This is a genomic window from Cedecea neteri (assembly GCF_000758325.1).
Lineage (GTDB): Bacteria > Pseudomonadota > Gammaproteobacteria > Enterobacterales > Enterobacteriaceae > Cedecea > Cedecea neteri_B.
Genome location: NZ_CP009459.1, coordinates 2,203,578 through 2,219,502 on the forward strand (window position 1 = coordinate 2,203,578; position 15,925 = coordinate 2,219,502).

The 15,925-nt window shown below is 56.7% G+C and carries 15 protein-coding genes; 6 read left to right on the plus strand and 9 right to left on the minus strand.

The genetic code is table 11. From position 1 onward, the window contains the following. Positions 1 to 203: 203 nt before the first annotated feature. Complete coding sequence (locus LH86_RS10370) at positions 204 to 2,432, minus strand: TonB-dependent siderophore receptor (protein WP_039300944.1); 2,229 nt, start codon at positions 2,430 to 2,432, stop codon at positions 204 to 206. 390 nt (positions 2,433 to 2,822) lie between these two features. On the opposite strand from LH86_RS10370, the gene cstA reads away from it, so the two are divergent. The 5 genes from cstA to ilvN all read left to right on the plus strand — a co-directional run bounded on the left by cstA (position 2,823) and on the right by ilvN (position 7,633). Further along, positions 2,823 to 4,928, plus strand: coding sequence for a pyruvate/proton symporter CstA (cstA, locus tag LH86_RS10375; protein ID WP_039300947.1), 2,106 nt, complete (start codon positions 2,823 to 2,825; stop codon positions 4,926 to 4,928). A 186-nt stretch (positions 4,929 to 5,114) separates the two neighbouring features. Next, positions 5,115 to 5,312 (plus strand): YbdD/YjiX family protein, encoded by a 198-nt coding sequence (locus tag LH86_RS10380; protein WP_039300949.1) that lies wholly within the window; start codon positions 5,115 to 5,117, stop codon positions 5,310 to 5,312. A 125-nt stretch (positions 5,313 to 5,437) separates the two neighbouring features. Continuing rightward, positions 5,438 to 5,536: an ilvB operon leader peptide IvbL gene (gene ivbL / locus LH86_RS22570; RefSeq protein ID WP_071842708.1), complete on the plus strand. Its 99-nt coding sequence runs from the start codon at positions 5,438 to 5,440 to the stop codon at positions 5,534 to 5,536. A 108-nt stretch (positions 5,537 to 5,644) separates the two neighbouring features. Then, positions 5,645 to 7,333 carry an acetolactate synthase large subunit gene (gene ilvB, locus LH86_RS10385; protein WP_039300950.1) on the plus strand — a complete coding sequence of 563 codons (1,689 nt, stop codon included), beginning with the start codon at positions 5,645 to 5,647 and terminating at the stop codon, positions 7,331 to 7,333. A 3-nt stretch (positions 7,334 to 7,336) separates the two neighbouring features. After that, entirely contained in the window at positions 7,337 to 7,633 is a 297-nt protein-coding gene (ilvN, locus tag LH86_RS10390) for an acetolactate synthase small subunit (RefSeq protein ID WP_008454697.1), read from the plus strand. A gap of 122 nt (positions 7,634 to 7,755) precedes the next feature. Here ilvN and lldD read toward each other — a convergent pair whose 3' ends face one another. The 5 genes from lldD to LH86_RS10415 all read right to left on the minus strand — a co-directional run bounded on the left by lldD (position 7,756) and on the right by LH86_RS10415 (position 12,702). After that, positions 7,756 to 8,898 (minus strand): FMN-dependent L-lactate dehydrogenase LldD, encoded by a 1,143-nt coding sequence (gene lldD / locus LH86_RS10395; RefSeq protein ID WP_039300951.1) that lies wholly within the window; start codon positions 8,896 to 8,898, stop codon positions 7,756 to 7,758. Further along, the gene (lldR, locus tag LH86_RS10400) at positions 8,895 to 9,683 is read right to left on the minus strand and encodes a transcriptional regulator LldR (protein ID WP_039300955.1); all 789 of its coding nucleotides are present in this window, start codon (positions 9,681 to 9,683) and stop codon (positions 8,895 to 8,897) included. Before lldR ends, lldD begins: the two co-directional genes overlap by 4 nt. After that, complete coding sequence (lldP, locus tag LH86_RS10405) at positions 9,680 to 11,335, minus strand: L-lactate permease (RefSeq protein WP_039300957.1); 1,656 nt, start codon at positions 11,333 to 11,335, stop codon at positions 9,680 to 9,682. Before lldP ends, lldR begins: the two co-directional genes overlap by 4 nt. Before the next feature lie 217 nt (positions 11,336 to 11,552). Then, positions 11,553 to 12,293, minus strand: coding sequence for an SDR family oxidoreductase (locus tag LH86_RS10410; protein ID WP_039300960.1), 741 nt, complete (start codon positions 12,291 to 12,293; stop codon positions 11,553 to 11,555). A 13-nt stretch (positions 12,294 to 12,306) separates the two neighbouring features. Then, positions 12,307 to 12,702 carry a cupin domain-containing protein gene (locus LH86_RS10415; RefSeq protein ID WP_039300963.1) on the minus strand — a complete coding sequence of 132 codons (396 nt, stop codon included), beginning with the start codon at positions 12,700 to 12,702 and terminating at the stop codon, positions 12,307 to 12,309. A gap of 157 nt (positions 12,703 to 12,859) precedes the next feature. Here LH86_RS10415 and LH86_RS10420 point away from each other — a divergent pair, with 157 nt between their 5' ends. Beyond that, positions 12,860 to 13,753 (plus strand): LysR family transcriptional regulator, encoded by an 894-nt coding sequence (locus tag LH86_RS10420; RefSeq protein ID WP_039300967.1) that lies wholly within the window; start codon positions 12,860 to 12,862, stop codon positions 13,751 to 13,753. 90 nt (positions 13,754 to 13,843) lie between these two features. On the opposite strand, the gene LH86_RS10425 is transcribed toward LH86_RS10420, so the two are convergent. From LH86_RS10425 to LH86_RS10435, 3 genes are read right to left on the minus strand one after another with little or no spacing between them, the layout of a single operon-like run. Continuing rightward, on the minus strand, positions 13,844 to 14,314 hold the full coding sequence (locus LH86_RS10425; protein WP_052045568.1) for a DoxX family protein: 471 nt from the start codon (positions 14,312 to 14,314) through the stop codon (positions 13,844 to 13,846). A 19-nt stretch (positions 14,315 to 14,333) separates the two neighbouring features. After that, the gene (locus tag LH86_RS10430) at positions 14,334 to 15,080 is read right to left on the minus strand and encodes a DNA-binding domain-containing protein (protein ID WP_039300970.1); all 747 of its coding nucleotides are present in this window, start codon (positions 15,078 to 15,080) and stop codon (positions 14,334 to 14,336) included. Continuing rightward, positions 15,077 to 15,913: a DUF692 domain-containing protein gene (locus tag LH86_RS10435; RefSeq protein ID WP_197061704.1), complete on the minus strand. Its 837-nt coding sequence runs from the start codon at positions 15,911 to 15,913 to the stop codon at positions 15,077 to 15,079. The genes LH86_RS10430 and LH86_RS10435 overlap by 4 nt, the downstream gene beginning before the upstream one ends. Positions 15,914 to 15,925 lie beyond the last annotated feature (12 nt).

Here is a 15,925-nt window from a genome sequence, read left to right on the forward strand (position 1 = left end):
ATTTTTCGACTATAACATTTTCTTATGAACGGGCATCAAGCGATTTTTTCACCGGGAAGGCAATAAAGAAGGGAAGCGTTTAGTCGGGCTATTAACCTTAAAAAAATCTAAATTTCGGTCTAATAACAGTCAATAAATTGTCTTCTCTGTATTTCGGTCGTTGGCGATCAATTTGGGAGGCTTATTAGCCTCCCGAACCGAGCTTAGAAGTGCGTATTGACGCTCATATAGTACGTGCGGCCAGGCTCGTTGTAGGTCTCCGCGCCAGCGCCGTACATGTAGGACTTGGTGGTGTCATTCCCGGTGGTCTGGGCGTTCCCCGCGCGCCAGTGGCGCTTATCCAGCAGGTTGTCTATCCCGGCGGTGAAGCTGACGTTTTTGGTCGCGTCCCAGGTCGCGCTCATGCCAAGGATGCTATAAGGGCTGACCTCATTGGTGTCGCTGCCGGTAACCGGCACTCCCTTGTAGTTATACTTTTTCGGTGCCTGTTTGCCGTACCACGTCAGCGTACTTTGCAGCGAAATGTCCTGGCGAACCTGCCAGCTCAGCGTGGAATTAAGCGTGTATTCAGGGATGATCGACAGGCGATCGCCGGTTTCCTTGTTTTTACTTTTCAGCATGTAAGTCAGGTTGTTATTCCAGCTTACGCTCTCCGTCAGCGGCAGATTAATCGTGCCTTCAAGACCTTCCACCACCGCTTTAGGCACATTGCCCCACTGGTAGATGTCGGTTTTCTTGCTGTTGGAAGCGATCGGTGAATAGCCGGATTCAATTTTGTTACGGTAGTCATTTCGGAACCAGGTGATCCCGGCCTGATAGCCGTCGTGCTTGAACTCCAGGCCAATCTCTTTGTTGACGCTGGTTTCGGCTTTCAGATCCTCATTCCCCATCAGATAACACGCCCCGCCGCTGGCCGCACAGCCCTGACCGCGGCTGTAAAGAATGTAGTTCGGGTTGGTCTGATACAGACTTGGCGCTTTATAAGCCCGGGCAATACCGAGTTTCAGCGTCAAGTCTTCCACCAACTCCTGGCTCAGGTTCAGCGACGGACTCCAGTTATTCCCCACTATGGAGTGATGATCAAAGCGCAGCCCCGGCGTCAGCATGGTGCTGCTGGTTAGCTCCATATTGTTTTCGGCAAACAGAGAGAAGATCTCCGCTTTGGAATAAGGGCTTCGGCCGGTGGATGAGAGCCCCGGAATCGGCCCGCCTTCACTTAACGACTGGGTGTTGGACGTACCGTCTTTCATCCGCTGCTGATTCCATTCGCTACCGACGGTGAGGTTTTGATTCACCAACAGGGCAAACGGAATGCTTGCTTCGCTGTGCAGCATGACATCGTTGAGATCGATATCTGAGAACTGGTTGTTGGAGAAAATCCCCTCTGTACCGCCCGCCAGGCCTTCGTTCATGCGCGAGTTACGGGTGTGTTCGTATTGCGCATAAGTGTTGGTGGTGACGCCGTTGTCCCAGCCGCCGGTCCAGGTGACGGCATAGGTCTGGCGGTAGAGGCGGTTGGTCTCTTTGCCGTAGTTGTCCTTCACCAACTGGCTGGTATTCGTATTTTGTGTATCGCCTGAATAGAGATTCCCCTGACGGCTGTAGCCGGTTTCAAACTCCAGCGCCTGCATCGGGGCAAATTCCCAGCGGATCATCCCGTTCAGATCTTTGTGGATCACACCTTCGCGACCAGCAGGTAGCGTGTTGGCGTAAGAGCCTGTTCGCAGCGACTGATGCCCCTGGTTGATGTCCCAGGCGTCCGCCTGTGTTTTATCGAGGTTGCCGTAAAGGCGGAAACTCACGTCGTCACCGAGCGGCCCGGTCAGGCTGAAGTTGGTGCGCTTCGTCGCGCCTTCATCTTTATGCTCCGGGGCATTGAAATAGGTATTCCAGCTGCCGTGGAACTCGTTGCTGCTGCGTTTGGTGATGATGTTCACCACGCCGCCCGCCGCCCCGTTGCCGTATCGGGCCGCTGCCGGGCCGCGCAGTACTTCAATGCGTTCGATCATTTCCGGTGGAACCCAGGAAGCGTCGCCGCGGGTATCACGTTCGCCGCGCCAGCCCAGGCGCACTGAATTACGGCTGGTCACCGGCTTACCGTCAACCAGGATCAGCGTATTTTCTGGCCCCATGCCGCGAATATCGATCTGGCGGCCGTTGCCGCGTTGCCCGCTGGTGGAGTTGCCGGTCAGGTTAACCCCCGGCATGGTGCGAATGATCTCAGAGACATCGCGCGCGACCGGGTGCTTCTTTAGTTCGTCAGAAGTAATTACCGACACGCCGGGCGCCTGCAGCGTTTGCTGGGCTGCGGTCACGACGAGCGTATCTTCGTTTTCAGCGGGGGTTGCCTCTGCTGCTGCCGCTGAAAAAGCGGTGCCGTAGAGACCCAGACTCACCAATGTGGCGAGGGAGTACGATAATGTATTGTTCATTATTTGTCCTGAGTGTCACCGCCTGCGTCCCTGAAGCTCCTTTCCCAAACGAGGAAGGACGCGGCAAAAGTGCCTGGAGTTAAAAGTGCGGAAACACGCTATTGCAAATGAAAATAATTATCAATATCTTTCTCGATTGACATTTAAAACCAATTAATTCCGCTAATTAATCATCCATGGTTATTAATCTCCGCGTTAACCATTCACCAACCTGATGCTCCACAATTGACCTGACGACTTTACGGTTGCGATACATATTTAGGTGATCTCATTAACAAACTGAGGTAAATGCCCCGCGTTTTGTTCCCTTCCGATTGTGAGAACCGGTATTCCAGGCTAGATACAAAATGTAACAACTCTCGGTATCCACTTAGAAAACGGACAAAATTGATGGATAGATTTGGGAAACACCTCGTCTGGGTCGTGCTTGCTTTGATAGGCGCATTCGCCCTCGGCTATATCGCACTGAATCGCGGTGAACAGATAAATGCGCTGTGGATTGTTATTGCCTCAGTCTGTATTTATCTGATTGCCTATCGTTACTACGGTTTGTTTATCGCTAAACGCGTGCTGACGGTGGATGCCACGCGCATGACGCCGGCCGTGCGAAACAATGACGGTCTTGACTACGTCCCAACAGATAAAAAAGTGCTGTTTGGCCACCACTTTGCCGCCATTGCCGGGGCTGGCCCGCTGGTGGGGCCGGTGCTTGCCGCGCAAATGGGTTACCTGCCGGGTATGCTTTGGCTGCTGGCAGGCGTGGTGCTGGCGGGCGCCGTGCAGGACTTTATGGTGTTGTTTGTCTCCACGCGTCGCAACGGGCGCTCGCTGGGGGAGTTAGTTAAAGAAGAAATGGGCAACACGGCGGGGGTTATCGCGCTGGTAGCCTGTTTTATGATCATGGTGATTATCCTGGCCGTGCTGGCAATGATCGTGGTGAAGGCGTTAACCCACAGCCCGTGGGGGACCTACACCGTGGCCTTTACTATTCCGCTGGCGTTGTTCATGGGCGTCTATATTCGCTATTTGCGTCCAGGGCGTATCGGTGAAGTGTCGGTGATTGGCCTGGTGATGCTGGTGTTTGCCATTATTTCCGGCGGCTGGGTAGCGGAAAGCCCAACCTGGGCACCGTACTTTGACTTTACGGGCGTGCAGCTCACCTGGATGCTGGTAGGGTACGGTTTTGTGGCCTCGGTGCTGCCGGTGTGGCTGTTGCTGGCCCCGCGTGATTACCTTTCCACATTCCTGAAAATCGGCACCATCATCGGGCTGGCGATCGGCATTTTGATCATGCGTCCAACGCTGCAAATGCCATCATTAACAAAATTCATTGATGGCACCGGCCCGGTCTGGAGCGGCGATCTGTTCCCGTTCCTGTTTATCACCATCGCCTGCGGGGCCGTCTCCGGCTTCCACGCGCTGATTGCCTCCGGCACCACGCCAAAAATGCTGGCGAACGAAAATCAGGCCTGCTTCATTGGCTACGGCGGCATGTTGATGGAGTCCTTCGTGGCGATCATGGCGCTGGTGGCGGCCTGTATCATCGATCCGGGCGTGTACTTCGCGATGAACAGCCCGATGGCTGTACTGGCACCAGCGGGAACGGCGGATGTTGTCGCTTCTGCCGCGCAGGTGGTGAGCGGATGGGGCTTCCATATCACCCCGGAAACGCTGACCAACATCGCCAACGAAGTCGGCGAACAGAGCATCATCTCCCGCGCCGGTGGGGCACCTACGCTTGCCGTGGGCATGGCGTATATTCTGCACGGCGCGCTCGGTGGATTTATGGATGTCTCGTTCTGGTACCACTTTGCCATCCTGTTTGAAGCGCTGTTTATCCTGACGGCGGTGGATGCGGGGACTCGTGCGGCACGCTTTATGCTGCAGGACTTGCTGGGCGTTATCTCTCCAGGACTGAAACGGACGGATTCACTGCCGGCCAACCTGCTTGCCACCGGGCTTTGTGTGCTCGCCTGGGGTTACTTCCTGCATCAGGGCGTAGTCGATCCGCTGGGCGGCATTAACACGCTGTGGCCGCTGTTCGGTATCGCCAACCAGATGCTGGCGGGCATGGCGTTGATGCTGTGCGCCGTTGTGCTGTTCAAAATGAAGAAGCAGCGCTACGCCTGGGTTGCGCTGATGCCGACCGCCTGGCTGCTGGTGTGCACGTTAACCGCAGGCTGGCAGAAAGCATTCAGCTCGGATGCAAAAGTGGGCTTCCTCGCCATCGCCAATAAATTCCAGGCGATGATCGACAGCGGCAATATTCCGGCGCAGTACACGCAGTCGCAGCTCAGCCAGCTGGTGTTTAACAACCGTCTGGATGCGGGGCTGACCATCTTCTTTATGGTGGTGGTTGTGGTGCTCGGCTGGTTCTCGCTGAAAACCGCGCTCAAGGCGCTGAAGTCTGAGCAACCGACGTCTAGCGAGACGCCGTATGAACCGATGCCTGAGAATTACGAACAGATCGTGGCGCAGGCGAAGAGCGTGCACTGATTTTTACCCTCACCCTAACCCTCTCCCTGAAAGGGAGAGGGGATAGATGGGGCTCTATCTTAACGTTGAGCGGAGACCCATTGAGCTTCGTTTTAGTCTTAAGCGGAGAGAGACGCGGTTCTTATCTTTTCCCCCTCTCCCCTTTGGGGAGAGGGCCGGGGTGAGGGGCAACCCACTGGAGGTACCATGTTCGATAATCTAGCCAAAGCCGGAAAATACCTCGGCCAGGCCGCGAAGCTGATGATTGGCGTACCTGATTACGACAACTATGTGCAGCACATGCGCCTGACGCACCCTGAGCAGACGCCAATGACCTATGAAGAATTTTTCCGCGAGCGTCAGGATGCCCGCTACAGCGGTAAAAGCGGCGGACGCTGCTGCTGAAACTTAGCATTTAACAAAAATGTGACATTTAGCTCGTTTTTTAGCTGACGGTAAAAATCCTGTTGTGTGAAACCAGCGAGTATGATTTTATCAATATCGACTTTTAATTTTGATTCAGGAAACCCATGACTCATTCCCTGCAAACTTCGACCCTACTAGTTACCGCGCTACCAGCCGCGGTGGTCGTCGTGCGTGTGGTGGTGGTCGTCGGCAATGCGCCGTAGGGACTGAATCAACGCATCGATTCCAAACCCCGCCGGCGCAAACCGGGCGGGGTTTCTTGTTTTAAGTGCCTGCCCAGAAGCGAACCGGCTAATTAGAAGGACTGGAGCATGGCAATTTCGGACACACCCTCACAACGCATCACCGGCGCCCAGCTGATTGTAAAAATGCTGGAGCATCATGGGATTACAACGGTTAGTGGCATTCCAGGTGGCACCGTTCTGCCGCTCTACAATGCCTTGAGCCAAAGCCCCCGCATTCGCCACGTTCTGGCTCGCCACGAGCAGGGCGCGGGATTTATGGCGCAGGGCATGGCGCGTACCAGCGGCAAACCGGCAGTCTGCATTGCCTGCAGCGGGCCGGGGGCCACAAACCTTGTCACCGCCATTGCTGACGCGCGTCTCGACTCCATTCCGCTGGTTTGTATCACCGGCCAGGTACCCACTTCGATGATTGGCGCCGATGCTTTCCAGGAAGTAGACACCTACGGTATTTCGATTCCTATAACCAAACATAACTACCTGGTGCGCAGCATTGACGAGCTTCCGCAGGTGATTACCGACGCGTTCCGTATTGCACAGTCTGGCCGCCCAGGTCCAGTTTGGATCGATATTCCTAAAGACATTCAGACCGCTGAAATCGACATCGCCGAACTGCCTGAGGTTGCTGCGCCTTCTGCTGCCCCTGCTTTTGACCACCAGGACATCGCCCGTGCGGCGGCGATGATCAACGAAGCCAAACGCCCGGTGCTTTATCTGGGTGGCGGCATTATCAGCGCGGGAGCTGCGGAGCAGGCACGCGAACTGGCGGAGCGTGCCGGGCTGCCGACAACCATGACGCTGATGGCGCTGGGGACGATCCCCGCCCGGCACCCGCTTTCTCTGGGAATGCTGGGAATGCACGGCGCGCGCAGCACCAACTTTATCCTGCACGAAGCCGATCTGCTGATCGTGCTTGGCGCACGCTTTGACGACCGAGCGATTGGTAAAACGGAAGAGTTTTGCCCGAATGCCAAAATTATTCACGTTGATATCGATCGCGCTGAGCTGGGCAAAATTAAGCAGGCGAATGTGGCGATTCGCGGTGACGTGCGTGAAGTGCTGAGCCAACTTATTCCACAGACCAAAAAAGCCCATCGCAGCGAGTGGCTGCAAACGGTAGGCGATTTGCAGCGCGAGTTCCCGTTTGCCACGCCGGGGGCGGATAACCCGCTGATGCCTTATGGGCTGATCAAAGCCGCAGCGGCCTGCGTAGACGATGAGGCTATTGTTACTACCGACGTAGGCCAGCACCAGATGTGGGTGGCTCAGGCTTATCCGCTCAACCGTCCGCGCCAGTGGCTGACGTCCGGCGGCCTGGGCACCATGGGCTTTGGCTTACCGGCAGCGGTTGGCGCGGCGCTGGCCGAACCAGGCCGTAAAGTCTTGTGCTTCTCCGGCGACGGCAGCCTGATGATGAATATCCAGGAGATGGCGACGGCGGCGGAAAACAATCTGGATGTAAAAATCATCCTGATGAACAACCAGGCGCTGGGGCTGGTACATCAGCAGCAAACGCTGTTCTACCAGCAGAATATCTTCGCCGCGACTTACCCCGGCATGACGGATTTCCTGACCATCGCCCGCGGCTTTGGCCTGGCAACCTGCGACCTGAACCAGGCGGAAGATCCGCAGGCCGCGCTGCAGGAAGCGATTTCTCGCCCCGGGCCTTGCCTGATCCACGTTCGTATCGACGCCGATGAAAAAGTCTACCCAATGGTGCCGCCGGGTGCCGCCAACACTCAGATGATTGGAGAGTAAGTCATGCAGCAATCTATCACTAAACAATCAACCGTCATTCTGGAACTCACGGTACGCAACCACCCGGGCGTGATGTCACATATCTGCGGCCTGTTTGCCCGCCGCGCATTTAACGTGGAAGGCATTCTCTGTTTACCGCTGCCGGAAGGCGATCAGAGCCGTATCTGGCTGCAGGTAGCAGACGATCAGCGGCTGGAGCAGATGGTCAGCCAGGTCGATAAGCTGGAGGATGTGGTGCAGATCATTCGCCACGCCGACGACCCTGGCATCTTTAACCGTCTGACCGCGTTTGTGCAGTAAATAAACCAGGGGCTTTCAGGCATATTTTTGAAAGCCCCACCCCCGGATGCATAACCCCCGGAAGAAAAAAGTTCTGCACGCCGTGGGGATTCATTTTTCAGAGATTGCGGGCTAACGGCGCGCTATAAACTCTGGCGAACCAGCAGCTCAGGCGTAATTTCGGCAATGGATTTCGCGCCGGTGAGCGTCATCGCCACGCGCATCTCTTTCTCCATTAAGTTCAGTAGATTGCTGACGCCTGCTTCGCCGTGGGTGGCGAGTGCATACAGGAAAGCGCGCCCCAGCAGCACCGTATCAGCGCCCAGCGCAATCATACGCACCACGTCCAGGCCATTGCGGATGCCGCTGTCCGCCAGAATAGTAATATCGCCTTTGACCGCGTCGGCAATGGCGGGCAGGGCGCGGGCGGAAGAGAGCACGCCGTCCAGCTGGCGGCCGCCGTGGTTAGACACCACGATCCCATCGGCACCAAAGCGTACCGCATCGCGCGCATCTTCCGGGTCGAGGATACCTTTAATCACCATCGGGCCGTCCCAAAATTCGCGGATCCACTCCAGGTCTTTCCAGGAAATGGACGGATCGAAATTATTGGCCAACCAGCCAATATAATCCTCCAGCCCGGTCGGTTTGCCGAGATAGGTGGATATATTGCCCAGGTCATGAGGGCGACCGTTTAAGCCAACGTCCCATGCCCACTGCGGGTGCGTCACCGCCTGGAGATAACGGCGCATCGCGGCATTAGGGCCGCTCATGCCAGAGTGTGCATCACGATAGCGCGCGCCGGGCGTCGGCATATCAACGGTAAATACCAGCGTGGAGCACCCGGCAGCCTTCGCTCGCTCCAGCGCGTTGCGCATAAAACCGCGATCCTTCAACACATAAAGCTGGAACCACATCGGGCGGTTGATAGCCGGCGCGACTTCTTCAATCGGGCAAACGGACACCGTAGACAGGGTAAAAGGAATGCCTTTTGCTGCGGCGGCTTTTGCGGCCTGAACTTCTCCCCGGCGGGCGTACATCCCGCAAAGCCCCACGGGGCCGAGGGCAACAGGCATGGAGAGCGTTTCGTTAAACAACCGGGTTTCCAGACTCAGCGCCGACATGTTTTTCAGCACGCGCTGCTTGAGCGCCACCTGGGCCAGATCTTCCACGTTGCGCTTCAGCGTATGCTCGGCATAGGCCCCGCCGTCAATGTAGTGGAATAAAAAGGGCGGCAGAATGCGCTCAGCGGCGGCACGGTAGTCGGTTGCTGCGGAAATAATCATCGTTTCTTTTCCCTTATTTCATCACTTGCTTCGTCCGGGAGGCGGGTAATACGTGCCTGACGGGCTTCGTCTTCCTGCAGAGTCTTGATGGTGGCGTGAACATAGCCGAGATGCGACTGGGCGGCTCGCCTTGCGCGTTCGGCGTCTCCGGCCAGAATCGCCTGCAATAATTCGTCGTGTTGCTCGGTCAGCCCGGCAAAAATGGCCGGGACGGTGTACATGCGCTGGCGGCTGTGCAGCACCGAAGATTGCAGCAGGTCGAAGAACCCGCGCATGGTCTGCAGCAGCACGATATTGTGGGAGGCTTCGGCAATCGCCAGGTGGAACCTGACGTCGGCCTGGGCGGCTAAGTCCGGGTCATCGCTTTCTTTAAATTTGAGCGTGGCATCGAAGCAGGCGATCAGCTTTTCTTTGTCGGCCTGCGTCGCCCTCATGGCGGCATACCAGGCCGTACTGCCTTCAATGGAATGTCTCGCTTCGAGGATATCCAACTGGTAATTAGGGTCGCCCTCAACCAGCGTTTTCAGCGGCTGCACGATGCGCTGTTCCGACCATTGCTCGGTCTGGTAGCGTAAATAAGTGCCGCCGCCGCGTCGGCTGGCCAGCACGCCTTCGCCAATCAGCTTTTGAATCGCCTCGCGTAAAATCGAGCGCGAACAGCCCAGCTCGGCGGCCAGCTGGCGTTCGGCGGGCAACCGCATGCCCGCCTCCAGGTTACGTTCTTCAATCAGCGCCTTAACACGCTCAACCATCTGGTCGGCAAGGCGCGGCACAGCTTCAGTCATGGGATCATCCAGGTTAAAACGTAGGCCTGCAGTGTGGTAATCACTCCCACCATGCAGGTGAAAATCAGGCTGTGCTTCACGGTGAAGCGGAACAGGTCTGACTCTTTCCCGACCAGCCCCACAGCCGCACAGGCAATGGCTATCGACTGCGGCGAAATCATCTTCCCAGTCACGCCGCCGGTGGTATTGGCTGCCACCAACAGCAGGTCCGACACGCCAATCTGCTGCGCGGTTGTGGCCTGCAGTGCGGCAAAGAGCGCGTTAGATGAGGTGTCCGACCCGGTGAGGAACACGCCCAGCCAGCCAAGGAACGGCGAGAAGAAAGTAAAGGCGTGGCCGGTGTGCGCCAGGGCCAGGGCCAACGTCGCCGACAGCCCGGAATAGTTGGAGATAAAAGCAAACGCCAGCACCATGCCAATGGAGTAAATCGGCAGCGCCAGCTCCTTGAGCGTTTCGCCGAAAGTAACCAGCGCCGCTTTTGGTTTCATGCGCAGGTAGGCAATAGAGATCAGCGCCGCGACCAGGATTGCCGTGCCGGTGGCTGACAACCAGTCGAACTTAAACACCGCGGCGTAAGGCGCACTGGCAGCAACGACCGGCGGCATTTTGGCGACCAGGTTATCCAGGAACGGCACGGAGAAATTATAGACCCAGTCCGCCATCGCGCCGCCTTTGGCGAACAGCGCTTTGAACGGCGGAATACTCCACAACGTAACCGTGGCGGTTAAAAACAGGAACGGCATCCAGGCTTTGACAATCTGCCCGGTCGTGTATTTCTGCGCAGACTGCTCCTGCACGGTTGCAGCCGCGCCCTCGCTATCAAAGCGGAAAATGCGCACCGGCTTCCAGACCCGCAGGAATGCCGTCAGGCACACCAGCGACACCAGCGAAGAGATAATGTCCGGCAGCTCGGGGCCGATAAAGTTAGAGCTGAGATACTGGGCGATAGCAAACGAGCCGCCTGCCACAATCACCGCTGGCCAGGTCTCTTTGATCCCGCGCCAGCCGTCCATAATTGCCATAATCCAGAACAGCACAATGATCGTCAGAAACGGCAGTTGGCGGCCTACCATCTGGCCGATTTCGAAACTGTCCAGGCCAGTGACCTGCCCGGCGACGATAATCGGGATCCCCATTGCGCCAAAGGCCACCGGCGCGGTGTTGACGATCAGGCACAAACCCGCGGCGTACAGCGGCTTAAAGCCGAGACCGACCAGCAGGGCGGCGGTAATAGCTACCGGCGCACCAAACCCGGCGGCCCCTTCCAGAAATGCCCCGAAAGAGAAACCGACGATCAGCATTTGCAGGCGCTGGTCCGGGGTAATTGACAAAATGGAGGAACGAATAATGTCGAACTGCCCGGTTTTAACCGAAATTTTGTAAACAAAGACCGCGGCAACAATAATCCAGGCGATGGGCCACAGGCCGTAGAAGAAGCCATACACCACTGAGGCAAGCGCGCGATCCACCGGCATGCGGTACAAGAACAGGGCAACCAGCAGGGCGATAAATACCGTCATCGTTGCCGCTTTGTAGCCCTTCATCCGCAGCTTAATCAGCGCGAAGAAGAAAAACAGAATCGGGAGCGCGGCAATCAGGCTCGACAGCCAGATATTCCCGAGCGGGTCGTAGAGTTGGGACCAGACTTGCATGCAGGTGTTCTCCAGGGTGAGGCGTTTATCGTTTTTTATTAGATTGGTAGGACCAATTTTGCTTTGTAGAGCAAATGATGGCTAATGGTTAATCTTGTGTTAACGATTGGCAACGGTCTGGCGGGTGTTTATCGGTGTTTTGCAGAAAGGGGCACGTTTTTAGCGGAATTGGTAGGACCAAAAAACCTCTCCTCCGGGCGGAAGAGAGGCCGAAATGTTAAAGTTCCTGGCGGGTAGGGCGGAACAGAATTTCGTTGATGTCGACATCCTCTGGTTGGCTGATGGCGAAGGCGACCACGTTCGCAAACGACTCAGCGGAGATTGCGATCTCGTCGTAGAACTGTTGGATATTTGCCGCCACTTCCGCTTCGGTAATGCTGGCGACCAGCTCACTCTCAACCGCACCAGGCGAGATGATTGTCGTGCGGATGTTGTAAGGTTTTACTTCCTGACGTAGCCCTTCAGATATCACCCGCACCGCCGTTTTGGTGGCCGCGTAGACTGCGCTGCCCGGGCGAACCTTATGGCCCGCGACGGAAGAGGTATTGATGATGTGGCCGCTTTTTTGCTGCTGCATATAAGGCAGAGCGGCGGCAATGCCGTACAACACGCCCTTAAGGTTGACGTCGATCATCGTGTTCCAGTCATCAAACTTTTTGCGTTCCAGCAGTGAATGCGGCATCAGGCCCGCATTGTTGACCATCACATCGACCCGCCCATAGAGCGCCACGGCTTTATCGACCAGCGCCTGCACCTGCTCTGGCTGAGTCACATCAGTCTGCACTGCGGCCTCTGGGGGCAGGTTAAGATCCTGCGCCAGTTTTTTTAACCGCTCGAGACGGCGAGCGCCCAGCACCAGCTTAGCGCCGTCTTTTACCAGACGACGTGCCAGAGCCTCACCCAGCCCGCTGCTGGCACCGGCGATGACGACAACTTTGTTTTCAATGCCCTGAGTCATGTTTCCTCCGTCGCTACTTTCTGTACTGCTCATCGCTGACTTTTTCCAGCCACTCCACGGGGCTGCCGTTTAAGGACTCGGCAATGGCGATATGCGTCATCGCAGTATCGGGTGCCGCGCCGTGCCAGTGTTTGACCCCTTCGGGGATCCACGCAATATCGCCCTGATTCAGTTCCTGAATTTCCTGGCCCCACTCTTGCAGCCAGCCGCGCCCCTGAGTCACGATCAACGTTTGGCCAAGCGGATGCGTATGCCAGGCCGTCCGTGCGGCAGGCTCAAAGGTGACAATGGCCCCACCAACGCGGGCGTTTTCAGTGCCGCTGAAAGGCGAATCAATGCGTACTGTACCGGTGAAATAACTTTCCGGGCCCTGCTGTGAAGGTTGTGAACCGCTGCGGATAATTTTCATCAAATGCTCCAGTCGAGAAGGTCATCGTTCGTTGTCATACGGTAGTCCTGAATGTCGTAGAGGACTAGCCGGGGAAAAGTACAAGAGCTTATGAATCCAGCTCATGAATCTCGCTATACTGGGGATATTTCATTCCTTTGTGAGGCTTGTTTCGGCCATGCTGAAAGAGAATTTCAATGATCTGATGTCATTTATGGAAGTGGCTCGCGAGCGCAGTTTTACCCGAGCGGCGGCAAAACTTGGCGTGTCTCAGTCCGCGCTCAGCCACGCGATCCGTGGTCTTGAGGAGCGTCTTCAACTGCGGTTACTTACCCGCACCACACGCAGCGTCGCGCCTACGGAAGCTGGTGAAAAGCTGCTTGCCAGCCTGGCGCCTCGCTTTGCGGATCTTGAGAGCGAGCTAATTACGTTGAGCGAAATGCGTGAGCGACCTGCGGGCAATATTCGGCTGAATGCGGCCGAACACAGCATGCAGTCGGTTTTATGGCCGGTGCTGAAAACTTTTCTGGTTGAGTACCCGGACATCAACGTAGAAATCAGCGTGGATAACGCCCTGACCGATATTGTCAGCGGGCAGTTCGACGCCGGCATTCGTCTCGGTGAGCAGGTGGCAAAAGATATGGTGGCCGTGCGCGTTGGCCCGGAGCTTACTATGTCTGTCATTGGTTCCCCGGCCTATTTTGCAAAACAGGGCTACCCGGCGACGCCGCAGGATCTCCAGCAGCATAATTGCATCAATATGCGCCTGCCGACCCTGGGAGGGCTGTATGCGTGGGAATTCGAAAAAGACGGCCGTGAGCTGAAAATTCGCGTGGATGGGCAACTAACGTTCAACAGCCTGCGTCAGCGCATTGATGCCGCGCTGCAAGGCCTCGGCCTGGCGTTTGTGCCGAGCGATACGGTTTGCGATGAGCTTGCCGAAGGGCGGCTGGTTCGGGTTCTGGAGGCCTGGTGCAAACCGTTCCCCGGTTACTACCTCTACTACCCCAGCCGGAAGCAGCACACGACCGCGTTTTCCCTGCTGGTGGATGCGCTGAGATACTCTTCCTGAGCCGTTGGTGATAAGCGGATTTTACTCTGGTTCACTGCCGTGCAGGCAGCAGGCGAGGCGCGATAAATGAAGTGCCTCGCCTCTCTTTTCTCACGCCAGCTTCAGAACCCTGTCCAGCGACCAGCGGCCAGCGCCACGGGCGACAACCAGCAGCAGTAATCCGCCCCAAATCAGGTGCGTGGGCCATGCATCCGGGTAGACAAAAATTTCAATCACCAGGGTCATAAACAGTAATCCAGCGGCGGCGAAGCGTGAAAACAATCCCAGTACCAGCAGAACAGGGAAAGTATGTTCGGCCAGCGTGGCCAGGTGTGCGGCGATATCATAGGGGATAAGCGGGAGTGCGTATTCGGTGCGGAACAGTTCGTAGGTGGACGGTTTTAGCGTCATAAACCCCGTTACTTTAGTGCGGCCGGAGAGGAAGAATACGGCGGCTACGCCCAGGCGGGCTACCAGCAGCAGCAAGTTGTCGCCAACGCCTCTCTCGATGCGATCCCAGAGTCTATTCCACAGCGCTCTCATGCCTTGTTCTGTCATTTGTTGTTCAGATACTTTCATCATTTAGCCTCAAAAGGTGTGATTAAGATGCGGCGAATATGCCGTTTCTAAGCAGATTGTTGAAAAAAGGGCCGAGGGCGAGGGCTGGCTCGGCAGCCAGGGCCCGTTCGCTAGCCTGAGCGAGGGTTGCCCCCAAACGGCAGGCGGTCAGGAAGACCGATCCGCCCTGACTTAAGGGTTCGGCAAAAATGCGCTGCTGGCGGCGAACTAGCAAAGCGCCTTCACCCTGCCAGTGAATCGTCTCCGGCGCGGCTGTTTGTTCGCGGTTGAACGCCCAGAGCGTGAATACCGGCAGCGTGGGGTGCCAGTACCAGCGAACGCTGTCCCGCAGCCGTAATGATGTGTTGCCCAAAGTGTCCGCTGTGATGTTAGCCAGCGCATGCACATCCAGCGGGGCCGAGGCAGGGGCGCAAAACACTTCTAACCACAGCTTGTCCAACTTGGCCACGGCGCTTAAATAAGTCAGTTCTCTGGCCGGAGGATAAGCGCTAATGAAAGCGGGGAAGGTGTCGCCATAGCGAACGAGTTCACCTCCGTGTGGCGGCCGTTCAAGCGCATAGCCGCATGCCATTTCACGGAAAAAGTCGTGGCCGGTAAGCCTTGATACGCAGGGGAAGTTAGCTTCCAGGGCATCAACGCAGGCTTTGATCACGCTGTTGCGATAAACGGCAAGGCCGGGCTGAGTCTGGAGATGGCTAAGTTCAGGGCGCGCTTCGCCATACAACAGGCCAACAAATGCCTCATGATAGCGGCTTAAGTGAGTGCTCATACGGCGGCTCCGATTGCGTCGAGGATGCGCTGAGCACGCTGCTGTTCGGCCAGCAGCACGCTAAACGCAGGCAGGTTGTCATCCCGTTCAATAAGCGTGGGTTTTGCGCCCGCCCGCTGAATCAGTTGCGTATACAGCCGCCAGACATCCTCGGATATGGACTGGTCGTGGCTGTCGATCAGCAAAGCGCTGCCCCCTTCGTCAGGGCTAAAGCCCGCCAGGTGGATTTCAGTCACGCGTTCGACCGGGAAACGGCTCAGCCAGGCTGCAGCCTCAAAGCCGAGGTTGTGGGCGCTGAGCCAGACGTTATTCAGATCCAGCAGCAGGCCGCATCCGCTCCGGCGGCTGACTTCGTCGAGAAATTCGATTTCATCCCATTCATGCTCCTGCATCTGCAAATAGTGCGTGGGATTTTCCAGTGAGATCTGGCAGCCCAGCGCGTCCTGCGTGCGGCTGATGTTGTCGATAACGCGGTGCATCAATCGCGTTGTCCTCGGCACTGGCAGCAGGTCAGGATAATAAATCCCGTTCCAGCGCGACCAGGCGAGGTGCTCGGAAACAAGCGCCGGTTGGATATCAGTCACTAGCGCTTTTAGCTGCGCGAGCAGTTGGGCGTCCGGCGGCTCGTCACCGGCCAGTGAAAGCGAAACGCCGTGTAACGAGATTGGGTGCTGCTGGCGGATGGCCGCCAGCCACTCTCTGCGCGGGCCACCCGCCATGAGATAATTTTCACTGTGAACCTCGAACCAGAGGGGGGATGGACTGGCCCAGGCGTCGGCGTAATGCTCGGGCTTAAGGCTTAATCCGGCACCTAAAGAGTGTGTCATCGTCATGGGAGTGGCCCT